A 14,724-nucleotide genomic window follows, 5' to 3' on the forward strand; every position below is an offset into this window, starting at 1 on the left:
AAGGAAAACAAACGGGGACCGCTAGAGGCAAATTGGAAAGAAGTGTCAGGCCGTGAGGCGTTTTCAGATATTAGATAAAAGACTCAATAAAGATTTAATATCCTAGTGCTTTTGGTCGTAGTTACTCCAAATCGCTTTATTGAACTGAAGATTTTGATTTATAAGGTGGTTATCCGAGAAATTAGATTGTGAATATTGCCAATAGCATCCTCACGCAATTCAACTTACTTCACGGTTTACCTTATAAATGTTGGATAATTTATCAAACCGACATTCATTATATCGATAACTTGTTTATGATAGCGGTCGATATAAAAGTGCTATTCAAAGGCTTTAAACCTAAGCGTGATCTTTCGCTTAGGAACACATAACTATGACAACGGAGTTGGTCGTGAAAAAACTACTATTGGCTACAGCAGTGGTCGCAGCTGCAGGGGGCGCTGGCTACCTGTACCAAAACAATACTACCCCGAGTGATTCAGTATCACTACTTTCGCAAGTTCCTGCGGATTCGCTTATGGTGACGTATCAGACGGAACCTTTTAATCATTATAAATACATGAATGCATTTGGCACGGCTAACCAAGGCTCGATTGCTGAACTTTTTGCCGATGAACCACTTTCTCCACAGCAACAGTTTGCCGTTAACTTGTTTGATGGATATCTGGAGAGCGCTGCATCGCCAGAAACGTTAAAAGCCTACTTAGGTACCGGAGAAAACATTAATCCTGTGTTGTACACAATCGGTATGGTACCAGTGTACAAATTGAAGATTGAAGACCCTGCCGCGTTATGGAAAACATTGGATCACGAAGAGCAGATGAGCGGTGCTAAGCACGAGCTGGTTAAACTCGGTGAAGTTGAGTTTCGTCGTTACGAGATGACAGATTCGGTTGACCCGCAAGATGGCATTGGCTTGGTTGTTGCCGTGGTTGACAACGTACTTACGTTAACGGTTGATATTCTGCAACTGGGTGTTCAAAACCCGCTTAAAATGGCATTGGGACTTGAGTCACCAAGTCAAAACATTGCGGAGAGTGGACGCCTAGCGGCGTTGCAGGCTAAATACGGCGAAAACAATAACTCTTTCGGTTACTTTGATCACCGTGAATTGGTTAAAGGTTTGACGACGAAAGATGGCAATATCTTTGCGCGTCAAGTCAGCATGCTGGATGCCATTGATCCTGAGCCGACTATTCAGGAGATGCGTTCACCAGCCTGTCATACTGAACTTACTCAAGTTGCAGAAAACTGGCCTCAATCCGTCGCATTTGCGGAATACAAGTTGAAAGGCGAGCAGGCATTCATTAAAGGTGCTTTTGTTGTTGAATCGAAAAATAAAGTGATTCTAGATGCGCTTAAGTCGATTCGTGGTGTTTTGGCAGAATCGAACAATGATAAGAGCTTCTTTAGCATGGCGCTTGGTTTAGACATTAATACGCTAGCGCCATCGATTGGTCAGATTTGGAGCGACTTGACTCAGCCTCAGTACCAATGTTCTTTATTGACACAAATGCAGCAAGAGATGGGTGGCCAAAACCCAGCCGCAGCTGTGAGCATGGGCTCCGGCATGGTTAACGGCTTGAAAGGATTAAGCCTGCAAATGTTTGATATCCACGTTGACACTAATGCTCAGCACGGTGAAGTATTTAGCCAGCTAGATGGTATGTTGTCTCTATCTGCCAATGATCCAATGATGCTGATTCAAACCGCGCAAATGTTTGTCCCTGAACTTGCTCAATTACAAATTCAGCCGGATAACCAGCCAGTTAATGTCAGTGACCTACTCGAAATGCACACAGGCTTGAAGATGGATGTGTTTGCTCGCTTAAACGAAAACCATTTTACGCTCTACAGTGGTGAGAATGCCGAAGACGCGAGCAAAGAAGTGATGGCACAACCACTTTCTCCAAATGGCTTGTTCAGTTTTGACTTCGATTCAGAACGCATTTTGGAAGTGTTGGAAAGTGCGTCAGCCGTGACTGGTGAGCCGTTACCTGATGATGTTATGAAAAGCTTACAAGGCGAGCTTGTTGGTGGTATGACGATGGATGTAACAGATCAAGGTATTGGTTTTGAGTTTGATTACCGTGGTGCGACCAAACCCGTGACGGTTGCACAGCAGTAAAACATCGAGTAGAAAAAGGCGGCGCAGTGCCGCCTTTATTTCATCGTCGAACTCAGGTTTGTTTACCATCGAGTCGGACTTCCATCAAGACTATGACTGCAACCAAACAGGGTTACTCCAGGCCGTGCTGCCGTCTTTATCTTCGACTTCTAAACTTATCCATCCCTCTGCGTCGCTAGGTATAGGTAGCGACAGCTCTATGCGTTGAGTATCAACTTTCGGGTTAATCGTCAGGGTATTCAGCACGTTGCCGCCTTTACCGATCAATCGAATTTCTTTTAGACCATCGGCTGCAACGACGTGGATGTCCCACGTATCGCCAGCTGTTGCTGTTTCACCAAACATAATGTTTTGCGGATAAAGAATAGGGCCTTGTGTTGCGTAGCCATGGCCGGCTTTAAGTGCTTGCGCAAACTTCGACGGCGTTAGCTCGCCATCGACTCTTGCCATCATTCGAATCTGCCCCGTGAGTTGGTTCCACGCATCGTGGGTGTCGGTTCCCGCCGTAAAGTACATTGCTTCACCCAGGTCCCAGAGTTTATGCGCTTTCTTCAACGTTGGTTCATTGTCTACGCGCGCATTAAGCTCCATAAGGTCGAAGCGATCCGTTTTACCACCAGGGACTGCATTTTTAGCGATATTCGTAAAGTAGCCATAATCGTTGTATGGATGGTTCATCGGTACGACTTCAGCCCCCATCTCATGTACGGCGTTAAGTAACGTGTGAACGTCAGCAGTGCCAGGATCGACCGTTAGCTCGGCGCCATTATCGATAGGAAATGGGTTCATATGTCCCCATGATGGCGAAACTTCGATCGACGGGATGAAAGGCACGCCACGTTTCGCAGATAGTTCTGCAAACTTCTGGTGGTTAATGGTTGAGTCATGATCGCTAATGAAAGTCAGATCAAGATCCGTTGCCAATTGAGCACGCACAACAATTTCTGGCGGAGTAACGCCTTCCAACACGTTGCCATGATGGTGTAAATCTGCGCCATACCAATGCTGACGGTTAGGAAACGTCACTTGAGGCACTTCTACTCGTTGCTTCGTCGTTTTACCGGACGTTAGGGTTACGTCTAATGTTTGGGTTTTAGCTGTAAAGCCTCCACCAGAGTTGATACCTAATTTGTATTGACCGGGTGCCAGTTTTAGCTCCGCATGACCTGCAGGCAGCAGATCGGTAAAGAAGGTGCGTTTACCCAAAAATTCAACCGGTGGCGCTTGACCTTCAAGGATGGTGATTCTCGCATCTTTGGCCAGACCTGATGTTGCCTCTTCAACTTGAAGTGAGAGAGTTGCTGGGCGTTTTAGAGACGTAAAATCGAGTGTTTGCTCGCTATTTCTCGCCACTTTAATCGATTGCAGCTTGCTGTTTGCGTGACCAGTCGCTGTGCCGTAGATTTGGTACTCACCCTCAGGCAGCGCCATGCTGTACTGGCCATCTTTGGCCAATGTCCAGGCATAGGGTTGTCCTTCTTTTTCGATCATCACGATGGCATCTTCAGGAATACGACCATTATCCGCGCGTAATTGGCCGTTGATGGTGCCTGTCGCTTGTCCTAGTCGGTCAGCTTCTGCCTTAACAATGGGAGCCATGTCTCCATTCGGAACTACTTGTAGTCGGGATTGGAAAGTGCGGCTTTCACCTGCTTTCAAGGTATGCCCCAGGTACATGTCACGACCATTGTATTTGACGCGATCAAAATAAGGAGCATGAAGTGCAAAGGCCCAGTCTCGATCATAAGCGACCATGCGATCGGCGAGGGCATGGTCGGCCATGGATTCTTCTTTCCCTTCCAACCCCGGCACGGCAAATTGGTAGCCAGTGTCTGGCCAAATGGTGTGCCCTGATTCTAACGCGAGATCTTTTTTACCTTGGTTGGTCATGACCGTTTTAAGCGCAATTGAGTCAGATCCAGAAGCGAGTGTATACCACGTTGTGATATCAACGTTATCGAAGTTGCGGCTCACTTTAATGACCGCTTTATTGTCGCTGTCTTCGATAATTTCAATGGATTTGCGATCATTCGGCCATGCGGACCAGCTGTTAGGAATGAAGTCAGCAAAGGCAACACGGTCAAGATCTACTTTGCTATTCTTTACTGCTGCCAAATCGACCAATGTTCCTCGCGGTACGCCCCATGGTGGTGCGGATTCAATAGCGAGAGCGAAGGCGACATGTTCGTTTTGAACGGTAATGTCTTGAGCGTGTGTTGCTTCGCCATCGGGGATCGTGGTCTTTCCTTGTGTGATACTCACTCCCGCATGCGCTGAAGTTCCAAGCAAAAGGCCAGAGATTAAAGTTGCCACTGCACTTTTTGAAAAATTATGCATGAAGACACTTCCTTTTTTTCATGATTTATTATGTGAGTTGTCGAAGGCATTGTGCGTTAATTTGATTAGACGTTCAATTAAAAAAGCGAAAGAGATGAAGAGGTTAACTCGTTGCTATTATTGTTTTACAATTGACTTTTAATCATTAAATTTTGATTTTAAAGGTTTTTTGTTGTTTGGTTTGTTTTTGCGTAGAGTGATAAAAATATTTAGAACACTAATTATTTTGGGAGAGGTGTGAACGATTTTTGGCAGCATTGAGCAAACAAAATGATAACAATTACATTGTGTATGTGAGAAAAAAGGTCAAGATAGTTCTGAGAACGCATATAATATTTTGAGTTAAATTTGACTTTTTATTCTTTATGTTTGGGTTTTTATCTTGTCTCTGATTAAAAGACCTCTAATAAAGATTGGAGCAAACATAGAGACAATATGTTTTTTGAGTGAACTATATGCGGTGGCAATATGTCGAAGACATATCAATTGATTGCTTGAGGTTTAGATGGGGTTTATTCGTAAATATAAACTGAGCGTAGTTTTATTTTTGAGCGGTGTGGCATGTTTAATTGCTTACCACGCTCAGGGCTCTTACGTAGATGAAAATGGCTTATTAGTAGAGTCATTTGGGTTTATCCCTTTGTTTTGGCTCTTTTTGGGGTTAGCCTTCGCCTCTTTTGTGGGCTCTTTTGTCAAACACCGTAATCGTAATTAAAGAGCAAACGTGAAGTTTACTCCTTTATCTGAGGATGGGAGTATTGCTGATATTTTGGTAACTCTTTCCTTAGATTACTAAATGTTGCTCGTGCACTTTGTTTTGATAGTTTGTTGATTAGCCAGATTGGCAAAAGGCCTCCGGGGTCAGCAAACGCTTTGTAGTCAATGAGTGTCGTGCCATTAGTGAGCTTTTGTAATTCCCAAGTTGCATCAACCGAACGAATGCGAACATAGCCCTTTTGTTCAGCAAGATATGAGTCTGGTGCGCTTTTGATTTTTATCGTGAACCCAAGTTCATCGACCCAATATTTAGAGTAGGTGAGCATATCACGATTTTTTGCAGGCCATGGCGCCGTAAATCGGGTATAAACGATGTTTTCGGTGGCTGATATTTGATTTAAAACCCGGCTATGACTGGCATTGTCAATCCAGTTCGGGATATTGTCACTATCTTCTAATAGCGTTAAAAATGCGCCATAGCTGGTGGGTGTGAACATCCGAGCACGAATCTCAACTAAACCGCCGGTATGCTCTCGAGAGTAGATAGTGATTCCGTTATCGTCACTATCAAATTGCCAGTACTCGTTGGCTTTCGCGGCGGTGCCAGCGGATATAAAAGTGGCGAGTAGTAGCGCGCCAATTCGTAAATGCAACATCATGTTAGTACCCGCCAACTTATCCTTAGTTAAAGCTTATACGATGTGTTCTTAATTATAAGGACAATAGTAAGTCTTTTCGTTACTGTTCTGAAGGTTGATCTGCTCCAAAACCTCGTTGAATATTGGTGAGCGTTATTGCTGCAAACACCACAATAACGATTGATAGATGCCAGGCTTGGCTTAAACCAAGCTGTACCAATGTTAAGCTGACCAATGAGGATACGATCATTTGTCCACCTCCAGACATGGCTGCTGCAGCACCAGCCTGCTTTTTGTAGGGTTGCATTACCATGGCTTGCGCGCAAGGTAGGGCAATGCCGTTACCTAAGATCATTAATAGTTGCCCCAACATTAAATACAGCGGTTCTACCGGGCAGAAGAACAACCATATTGCAGCACTGAGATGCAGGAATGGACTACAAAGTAGCATTCTTTTGTTGCCGATAATTGGCCTTACTCGGTTACAAATCGTGGTGCCGCCTAACATACCTAAAGCGGGAATGAGTGCCCACATTGCGTATTGATCGGATGTCATGCCAATTTGGTCTTGCATGATAAATGGCATCACGGACACGGTCGTTATCATCAGGCTGAAGTTTAACCAACTGATGCTGGCAAAACTCATAAAGTAACGTGACGTCACCAAGTCTCGATACTGGAAAAGCATGTTGCGTGGTGACGGGATAACAGATCGTTTTGCAATGGTTTCTGTAAACTTAAAGGCGATGATTACCCAAGCGAGTGAGACATAACCTAACAGTGAAATGAACACCATACTCCAACCAAAGTGGAAGTTGATAAAACCGCCAATCACAGGTGCAATGAGTGGCGTGATCGAAGCTGCCATAGCGATGTAAGACATGGCGACAGGGAGCTCATCACCGCTAAATCTATCTCGAGTCGATGCTCTCGCGAGTACCGCGCAGCACCCTGTTCCTAAGCCTTGTAGAAAACGCCCCATCACCATGCCTGTGAAGGTGTCACTAAGGAAAATGATCATCAATAGACCAGACATCGCGATGAGCAAGCCCGTCAGTAGCACTTTTTTTCGACCCAAAGCATCCGATACCGGACCGTAAATGAACTGAGAGGGGCCAAAGCCTAGTAAGTAAATACTCACGAGCAGTTGGGCTTGATCAAGGGAGATAGAAAAGTCTTTTGCGATCCATGGCAAAGAGGGCATAACAAGCCCCATGCTCAATTGGCCAACACTGATAATAAGACAGGCGAGTAAGATAGTGCGAAAGTTGATTGGGCGACTCATGATGGATCACCATCAGAATAACCTCTTTGCTTTCGTGTTCTGAGGCAGCCTTCATCATCCACTTCATTTAACTTAGATTTGACGCGTTTTACGGTAGATAAGCTGACATCACACTGCTCCGAAACACTCTTCAACGTATAGCCTTCTAACAGCAACGTTGCGATCTGTTGGTGTTTAGTTTTGTCTGCTGGGCGTCCGCGAAATTTCTGTTTCCACAAATCTGGTTGATCTTTAATGGCTTGCCGTCCTTGCTCTGCTGCAAACAGGCGATGTTCAGTCTGTACTTTTCCATATCCAGATAACACGGTGAGTAGCGTTTGAGTTTGAACAGAATCCGGTTCAAATGTGAGTGGTTCACAAACGGTTTTCAGTGTGACCCCTTTTGCTAGTAACACTTTGATTGTATTTAACGCCTGACTAAAATCTCGACCAAATGCCGTTAGCCACCAGAGCACAATCGTATCACCTGCTCTGACGGAATCGAGCAGTTGTAAGAATGCCTCTCTCTCGGTTGGAGGCATGCAACCACGAACCTTATCCTCAAAATGCTGAGCTTCGGGCGCAAAAGCTTTTAGAGTATTAAGGTGCTCTTGGTAAGCTCGATTTTTTGGCGAATAACGTGTGTAAAGATAAGTAGCCATATGGACTATACGCCTTTTAAGTTTGGTTCATATACTGTAATGGCTCATAAATATACAGAGGTTCATTAATGCTTACAACACTAAATGGACCATTGAGGTTGAGCAAAAGCAAATAAAAAAGCCAACCGAATGGTTGGCTTTAGTCATTCAAGCTTTCGTTGTCTGCCGCTCGATTAGTTTCACTGGTACCATCATTTTGACCAAGCTACCGTTTTTAGTATTGATTTGATCAACAATGATCTTCACGCATTCGCGAGCGAGACGACGAAAATCTTGGCGGAATGTGGTTAACTGATAACTCAACCACTCTGTCTGCGGAATATTATCGAAACCAATGACTTGTAAGTCTTGCGGGATACTCAATTCGCATTCGATACGCGCAATATCCATAACAGCCATTGCAAGGTTGTCGGTCGCACAGAACACGGCTTCTGGTCGGTTTTTATCAGCGAGTATTTCGCGGATTTTGTCGAGTGAGCTAGCGTAATCATAAGTGGCTTCAACGATGCGTGGCGTATTACTAGTTAGGTCTTCAAATTCAGAGCAGAAGCCGCTTTGGCGCTCGTCGTTGGTAAATGTTGGCACTTCACCCGTCAGGTAAACCGCGTTCTTCACGCCACTTTTGTGCAAAAGTTGCGCGGCTTGTTGGCCAGCTTCGTAGTTGTCACTGATAACGTAACTGCTCTTAGTGCCTTCTACGACGCGTGCATACTGAACGATAGGGATATTGAACTCTTCACACTCTTCATACAGTGATTTGTTGAAAGTAGCGGAAGCGGCAATGACACCATCTACACGGTATTGGAAGATGTTCGGGATTGAGTGGTTGTCTTCATCATCCACTTGCCATGGAATCAACACTGCTGAGTAGCCTTGCTTCTGCAATTCACTTGAAATCAATTGGAGTGTTTTCATGTGGATAGGGTAATCCGCATCGGGGAATACCAAACCGATCAACTTAGATTCGTTGGTGGTCAAGCTACGTGCAAAAGCATTTGGACGGTAGTTTAGGGCTTTCGCAGCTTCAAAGACCTTTTGCTTGGTCTTCTCAGATACTGAGCTGCCCGGAACAAACACACGCGATACAGTAGATTGAGAAACGCCAGCCAGTTTGGCAACGTCCTTCGATGTTACGGTTTGTTTTGCAGGATTCATGTGAGTTGATTCATAAGTCAGTTTAACTGTGACTAGGTTAACACAAATAGGTACGTACTCATAAAGAGAAATAAGCAAGATTTAGGCAAATAAAGGATTGGATTGTCTTTGGTGGCGCAATTTGGGTAGTACCCAAGTCACATTGCATGTTTTGCATACGAAAAAAGCCTTACCCAAGAAAGGTAAGGCTTGCTCTTATTTCCCATTTCCACTAAATCGAATAAGTTACGTAACCGGAATAACTTATCTCGTGGTTATCAGAAGTAGTAGCGAATACCTGCCGCGAATTGATCATCACGGTTTTCGAATTTGCTGCCATCGTACTGATCTTTACCTAGGTCGAACTGGTATTCAGTCCAAACTAGGAATTTGTTCTTCTGGAAGTGGTATTCAAGACCAGGAATCAGCAAGTTACGCTCGTAACCTTGTGTCTCGTCACCACGATCTTCCATGTAGTTGTAGTTCAACGTTGGGCGTAGGCCGTTGTCGAAGTGGTAGTAAGTGTAGATTTCACCACCTAGGGTATCGAACATTACGTCCGTACCGCCTTGGCTCACTGCTTCCCAGTTTTCGCCAACGTGGAAAGTCGCACCCGCGTAGAAGCCACCGTTGCTGTAGTTTGCGCCCAATAGCATGATGCGCATGTTGTCGCTGTTTTCTACGCCAACCACGCTTGCGTCTAGATCCGCAACTTCATTTTGATGGTAAGCCGCACCAAGTGTTACGCCATCAACGGGTTTGTAAGTGATAGACGCACCCATGCCGTTTTTCAATGAGGCTGTCGCATTGCTTGCTAGAGCAACATCTTCACGCGTGGTTTGGTAAGTAAAGCCGTAGCTCACTTTTTCATTAATTGAATTACGGTACGTAACTGAGTTTTCTGCACGACCTGCACCGGATGCGATACCCCAGTCAGCTAGGTTGTAAACACCTGAGCCACGAGTACCGAATACACGACCTAAATCGGTGTACCATGCTACGTCGTAGAAGGTAGACCACTGCTTAGTACCCGCAGCAATCTTGCCGTATTTTTCGTGATCAACACCTGCGTATAGCAAGCGGTCGTAAATGTTGTCGCCGTTCGCGCCAGAGTTGTAGCCCCATTCCGCGTGACCGAAACCAGTCCAACCGTTATCAAGACCCATTTGGCCTTTCAAACCGAAACGTGAGCTGCCGCTGTTCCATTCGCCGTTGTCATCACCGCCACGGTCTTGGTAGCGAAGATCGAAACGGCCATCGATGGTTAGGCTGTCGCCAGCGTCATTAACAAAAGTGTGTGCAGCAAAGGCTGAGCTAGAAGTAAGCGCTGCTAAAATCACTGCAGAAAGGGTCGACTTTTTCATCATCAATCTCATTATTCAGGGCGCAGAAAGCCACCGTGCGTTCTGCCCGTTTTGATTAAGGGTTCTATCTTGAGGTTGTGCCCCATCCTTGAGGCACGAGTTGGGAGCATGTCGCCTGAACCGAGAGGGGACTCAGGCAACATAAAGGCGGGTTGACAATCCGCCCCTAGGACTTCTTATAGAGAAGGGTTTAGGATCTGTTGAGTACGCTCGAACACGTCTAGACCTTGCTGTTTTAGCCAGTAAGGAAGGTCGATCAGTACCCAGTTCTCAGATAACTTGTCGCCGTCACGGTAGTAAACGTCAACCACTTGCATGTCTGCACGTACTTCACCACCTGTCATACCTAGGAAACCACCGATTGGCGTGTTAGATAGGTTTGGCCAGCCGAAGAAACAAGAGAAGTTACCTTCTGCGAAACGACATACGTGGCCGTTAAACTTCTTGTCTTTTAGGTTGTTACGGAACGGCAATTGATGCTGCTGTTGGTAACGAGGGATTGTGTAAGACGCACCGATACCACATGGACCGTACCAGATCATGTCTTTAGACCAGCTCTTCTCAAGAACTTCTGGTGGGCAACCCATTGCGCCGCTGTCGTTTAGTGCAGATAGGTCATCAACCATCTTGTTCACTAGTGCTAGTGTTGCTACGCCTTCTTCTGGTGCTGCGTCTTCGAACAGTAGACCGTCGTGGTTACGAGGGCCAGGGTATACGAAGTGCTTACCTGTTGATGGTGGTAGTGGGTAACAACCCGCTTGGTCCATTGCACCTAGAAGGTCTAGGAATAGGCCAGTCTTAGTGATCTTGCCGTTTTCAACACAGTTAAATTCTGCGTAACGGATGTTCATGATCTTGCCAGTTGGGCGCATGCCTAGGTATTCAGCGTCGAATAGACCCATGAAATGACCCATGCTCATTACCCAGATTTCACCTGATGTTACTTCGTTCTCACCACCGATGAAGATGTCTTGACGACGCTGCATGCGAGTCATTGATTTCATCAAAGGAGCCCAGAAAACGTCAGCCGCTGCTTGAGCGCCTTGTTGCTCACGGAATGGGTAAACACCACGCCATAGGTAATCTTCTGAAGTGTGTGCTTTTAGTACTTCTGCCACGTTCTCGTGAGTTGCGTTTTCCATTGCGCTGAAGTATTCACGTACAACGCGTTTCGCTTCTTGATATTTAGACATAATAAACTCTCTTATTTGCTGTCGAGTCGGCTTTGGGAACAGGACTCGAAATTAAGTTTTTTCATCCGGCCGGGGAGCCAGCCGGAGTTTTTGAAATTCAGTTACGCTTTTGCTGCTTCGGCTTTTTTGCTCTTATCGAGCACGCCGCCTTTTAGTGTCTCTGGCAGTGATAGCCATAGAAGACCAGCAAGGATCCATACGATTGGTGAACCCCACATTGCGGTTTGTAGGTCGGTACGTTCTTGGATGAAGATAAGTACCATTGGTGCCCACATACCGAGGATACGACCACCGTGGAATAGCGCCGCGCCGTAGCTACGTAGGTGTGCTGGGAACAGTTCTGAGAAGTAACCACCCCATACCGCTGAAGAAGACAGACCGAAGTTGTAAATCAGACCAAGTAGAGCCAGCATGTTTAGGCCGCCAATCACCATGTCGCCAGGTGCAACAAAGAAGATTGAAACCATGATGCCCGCTAGGATGAAGCCAAATGCGTTCACCTTACGACCGAATTTGTCAGCTACCCAACCCCAGAACCACGCACCAAACAGTGAGCCAAATGCTGAGATAGAGAAGATGAGACCGATGGTTGCACCGTCGAACATACGTACATCACGTAGGTAAGTGGTTACGAAGCCACCAAAGAATTGGAAACCGTAGAAGTTAAGGCCAGCCAGTAATAGACACGTTAGTGTGATCTTACGGTAAGGCTTGCTTAGCATTTCTCCCCAAGAGCCTTTTTTCGCTGGTGCATCTGATTCTTCCGCTTTTGCTTGCTCTTCTTCACCGTAAGCGATCACTTTGCTGTCGCTAGGTAGTACGAAGATCATGACCACAGCGGCTGCCAATGGTGGGATACCACCAACAAGCATTAGGCTTTCCCATGGTGCATCGATGCTTGCAATAAACGCTGCATACGCACCCATTACCATCAGTGCTACAGAGAACATAGAAGACGCGAATGCCGTCAACTTACCACGTACCGTTGGCGTAAATAGGCCGATCATCAGGCTTACTGCTACGGTGAAGTAACCACCCAGTGACAAACCAATGATGAAACGCATTGCTGCCCATGTTGTGTAGTCGGTGAACATCATATTGATGATCGTTGCACCACCGTTTAGGGCTGTGATGGTAATAAGAGTGGATTTCTTACCAAATTTTGTTGCGAACCAAGCACAGCTCAATGCACCGATGAGTGCACCAACCGACTGCCATGTATAGAACTGGGCAGTGTCTGACAGGCTAATACCATCATACGCTTCAACGATGTATGGGCGTACGTAGTCAATAATTACAAAGTTATAACAATAGAAAAAGTAACCAACCAGTATCGCTAGATAGGCAGCTACCCTTTGAATCATAGGAACTTCGCTCATGTGTCTTTTGGCATTCATGACCGATAAACCTCTATTTCACTTAGGATTTGTTGCTATTCAAACTTAAAGAACACGATCTTATTGGGATCATCTTCGATTTCGTGTCGTGGTGAATCATAGTTTTTTTAAGGTCATTAGATCCGTGATCAATATCAATTTTAAAATGAATGCGTACCCAATTAGTGGTTTTTAGTGATGGGAGTCTCATTAAATCGGTCTTTTTGGCATTTTTGAATATATAACCGTCTATATTGGTGATTGTAGTCACAGTTATGGCGGGATTATCGTTTAGATATGCTTTTTTAAAGTAATATCCAAGCACAAATAATTAGCACCCAGAATTATGGAAACCCTTAAATGGTTACGTACTCAAGCTTTGTGGTGATTGCGTTATACGTGTTAATCACCATATTAATCAGCTATTTAGTGAATAAGCGCTACAGCAATGGTGGCGACTTTTCTACGGGTGGAAAGCAATTTGGCTGGTTTACGGCAGGTGTTTCGATACTTGCGACTTACATTAGTGCGATGACGTTTGTAGGGATGCCTGGTTGGGTTTATAGCTCTGGCATGGAAGCGATGAGTATTCACCTTAACTATCCCATCGTTATCTTTTTCACTGTCATTTTCTTTGTACCTGTCTTCTATAAGCTGGGTCTGACTTCGATTTATGAATATCTTGAGCACCGCTTTGGGGTGTATGCAAGAACCATCAACTCGATTGTGTTCATTGTTGTCCAATGTATATCTGCGGGTGTGATTCTGTATGCCGTGGCGCTGATCTTAGTGCAAGTTCTGCCTATCAGTATTTCTGAAGCCATTATCTACATCAGTATTTTCACCGCTTGCTATACCTATGCGGGCGGGATTTCCACGGTTATCTGGACCGATATGTTGCAATCTGCAGTATTGGTGGCAGGCAGCATCGCTATCTTTGCCATTCTAATGACAGAGATTAATGCGGCAGATTACCTTTCTCGTGATCACTTGAATATCATCAACTTAGACTTTGATTTGGGCGTGGATACCACACTCTGGGCTGGCGTGGTTGCCGTGAGCTTTTTGCATTTGAGTGTGTACGGCACCAACCAATTGATCATCCAACGCACGTTAGCGACGAGATGTGAAAAGACGGCGCAGAAGTCAATGCTGTTGTGTGGTTACGGTGCGTTTTTCGTGTACTTGTTCTTCGCGGTACTCGGTGTTCTTTTGAGTGTTTTCTATCAAGATCAATCGTTTGAAAACAGCAATGAAGTGATTTTGGATTTCGTCTTCAACCACACTAACCCAATCGTCGTTGGTTTGATCATTTCCGCGTTGGCGGCGGCCGCAATGTCGACCTTGGATTCGACCTACAACTCAATGGCGACCGTCGCAACGTTCGATATCTACAAGCGTTTCGTTCGCAAAAGTGCCGATGATGAGCACTACGAAAAAGTCGCAAGAAAGATGAGTTTGCTTGCGGCGGCCATGGTGGTAGTGCCAGCTCTTCTGGCGGTATCGAATGAATCGGTACTCAAAACCATCGCTAGTCTGACTTCTATCTTTGTTGGTATCCGTTTGGGTTCATTCGTGCTTGGCTTATTCTGGGCGAAAGCCAACGAAAAAGGCGTGATCGTTGGCAGTATCATGAGTGTGATTGCGGTGTTTACTGCGATGTATCTCGACGTGGCTTGGCCGTGGTTCGCGCCAATTGGTACGTTCGTCTTCCTTTTGTTTGGTGTGTTAGTGAGTCGTCGTTGGGGCGCTGTGACTGCCGAACAACAAATCTTTATCAATAATCAAAAACATCTTTTTGCAAAGCCAACCGCAAGCCACTACGGGCTGTTGGTGTTCGCTGTGGCGACCATCGCTGCTTGTATGGTTCTCCCTGATTGGCTTTATGCTGCATTGTCGTAATAGGTAAGT

General features: G+C 45.5%; 11 protein-coding genes. 3 read left to right on the plus strand and 8 right to left on the minus strand.

Going from position 1 to position 14,724, the window contains the following annotated elements; genetic code table 11:
• Nucleotides 1-373: 373 nt before the first annotated feature.
• A complete protein-coding gene (locus tag LIX84_RS10585) occupies nucleotides 374-2,128 on the plus strand; it encodes a hypothetical protein (RefSeq protein ID WP_226421266.1) in 1,755 nt (584 codons plus the stop codon).
• Between the two features lie 90 nt (nucleotides 2,129-2,218).
• Here the strand turns inward: LIX84_RS10585 and LIX84_RS10590 are convergent, their stop codons facing one another.
• On the minus strand, nucleotides 2,219-4,465 hold the full coding sequence (locus LIX84_RS10590) for a CehA/McbA family metallohydrolase (RefSeq protein ID WP_226421267.1): 2,247 nt from the start codon (nucleotides 4,463-4,465) through the stop codon (nucleotides 2,219-2,221).
• Between the two features lie 505 nt (nucleotides 4,466-4,970).
• Here LIX84_RS10590 and LIX84_RS10595 point away from each other — a divergent pair.
• Nucleotides 4,971-5,180, plus strand: a complete 210-nt coding sequence (locus tag LIX84_RS10595) for a DUF3955 domain-containing protein (protein ID WP_226421268.1) — start codon at nucleotides 4,971-4,973, stop codon at nucleotides 5,178-5,180.
• Nucleotides 5,181-5,196: 16 nt separating this feature from the next.
• Here the strand turns inward: LIX84_RS10595 and LIX84_RS10600 are convergent, their stop codons facing one another.
• The 7 genes from LIX84_RS10600 to LIX84_RS10630 all read right to left on the minus strand — a co-directional run bounded on the left by LIX84_RS10600 (nucleotide 5,197) and on the right by LIX84_RS10630 (nucleotide 12,834).
• A complete protein-coding gene (locus LIX84_RS10600) occupies nucleotides 5,197-5,841 on the minus strand; it encodes an START domain-containing protein (protein WP_182019610.1) in 645 nt (214 codons plus the stop codon).
• A 79-nt stretch (nucleotides 5,842-5,920) separates the two neighbouring features.
• Complete coding sequence (locus LIX84_RS10605; protein ID WP_048625450.1) at nucleotides 5,921-7,105, minus strand: multidrug effflux MFS transporter; 1,185 nt, start codon at nucleotides 7,103-7,105, stop codon at nucleotides 5,921-5,923.
• The gene (locus LIX84_RS10610) at nucleotides 7,102-7,746 is read right to left on the minus strand and encodes a recombinase family protein (protein WP_124008131.1); all 645 of its coding nucleotides are present in this window, start codon (nucleotides 7,744-7,746) and stop codon (nucleotides 7,102-7,104) included. The genes LIX84_RS10605 and LIX84_RS10610 overlap by 4 nt, the downstream gene beginning before the upstream one ends.
• A gap of 147 nt (nucleotides 7,747-7,893) precedes the next feature.
• Nucleotides 7,894-8,901, minus strand: coding sequence for a LacI family DNA-binding transcriptional regulator (locus LIX84_RS10615; protein ID WP_182019605.1), 1,008 nt, complete (start codon nucleotides 8,899-8,901; stop codon nucleotides 7,894-7,896).
• Nucleotides 8,902-9,158: 257 nt separating this feature from the next.
• Nucleotides 9,159-10,244 (minus strand): porin, encoded by a 1,086-nt coding sequence (locus LIX84_RS10620; protein ID WP_226421410.1) that lies wholly within the window; start codon nucleotides 10,242-10,244, stop codon nucleotides 9,159-9,161.
• 176 nt (nucleotides 10,245-10,420) lie between these two features.
• Nucleotides 10,421-11,437: a nuclear transport factor 2 family protein gene (locus LIX84_RS10625; protein WP_005374772.1), complete on the minus strand. Its 1,017-nt coding sequence runs from the start codon at nucleotides 11,435-11,437 to the stop codon at nucleotides 10,421-10,423.
• A gap of 101 nt (nucleotides 11,438-11,538) precedes the next feature.
• On the minus strand, nucleotides 11,539-12,834 hold the full coding sequence (locus tag LIX84_RS10630) for an MFS transporter (protein ID WP_150917473.1): 1,296 nt from the start codon (nucleotides 12,832-12,834) through the stop codon (nucleotides 11,539-11,541).
• Between the two features lie 339 nt (nucleotides 12,835-13,173).
• On the opposite strand from LIX84_RS10630, the gene LIX84_RS10635 reads away from it, so the two are divergent.
• On the plus strand, nucleotides 13,174-14,715 hold the full coding sequence (locus LIX84_RS10635) for a sodium:solute symporter (protein ID WP_005374777.1): 1,542 nt from the start codon (nucleotides 13,174-13,176) through the stop codon (nucleotides 14,713-14,715).
• Nucleotides 14,716-14,724 lie beyond the last annotated feature (9 nt).

Source organism: Vibrio sp. E14 (assembly GCF_020515785.1).
Lineage (GTDB): Bacteria > Pseudomonadota > Gammaproteobacteria > Enterobacterales > Vibrionaceae > Vibrio > Vibrio diabolicus.

What these genes read in the sequence shown, in the direction of transcription:
- LIX84_RS10635 (WP_005374777.1), top strand. Translation starts at nt 13,174, where the DNA reads ATGGTTACGTACTCAAGCTTTGTGGTGATTGCGTTATACGTGTTAATC.
- LIX84_RS10600 (WP_182019610.1), bottom strand. Translation starts at nt 5,841, where the DNA reads ATGATGTTGCATTTACGAATTGGCGCGCTACTACTCGCCACTTTTATA.
- LIX84_RS10590 (WP_226421267.1), bottom strand. Translation starts at nt 4,465, where the DNA reads ATGCATAATTTTTCAAAAAGTGCAGTGGCAACTTTAATCTCTGGCCTT.
- LIX84_RS10625 (WP_005374772.1), bottom strand. Translation starts at nt 11,437, where the DNA reads ATGTCTAAATATCAAGAAGCGAAACGCGTTGTACGTGAATACTTCAGC.
- LIX84_RS10595 (WP_226421268.1), top strand. Translation starts at nt 4,971, where the DNA reads ATGGGGTTTATTCGTAAATATAAACTGAGCGTAGTTTTATTTTTGAGC.
- LIX84_RS10605 (WP_048625450.1), bottom strand. Translation starts at nt 7,105, where the DNA reads ATGAGTCGCCCAATCAACTTTCGCACTATCTTACTCGCCTGTCTTATT.
- LIX84_RS10630 (WP_150917473.1), bottom strand. Translation starts at nt 12,834, where the DNA reads ATGAATGCCAAAAGACACATGAGCGAAGTTCCTATGATTCAAAGGGTA.
- LIX84_RS10585 (WP_226421266.1), top strand. Translation starts at nt 374, where the DNA reads ATGACAACGGAGTTGGTCGTGAAAAAACTACTATTGGCTACAGCAGTG.
- LIX84_RS10610 (WP_124008131.1), bottom strand. Translation starts at nt 7,746, where the DNA reads ATGGCTACTTATCTTTACACACGTTATTCGCCAAAAAATCGAGCTTAC.
- LIX84_RS10615 (WP_182019605.1), bottom strand. Translation starts at nt 8,901, where the DNA reads ATGAATCCTGCAAAACAAACCGTAACATCGAAGGACGTTGCCAAACTG.
- LIX84_RS10620 (WP_226421410.1), bottom strand. Translation starts at nt 10,244, where the DNA reads ATGAAAAAGTCGACCCTTTCTGCAGTGATTTTAGCAGCGCTTACTTCT.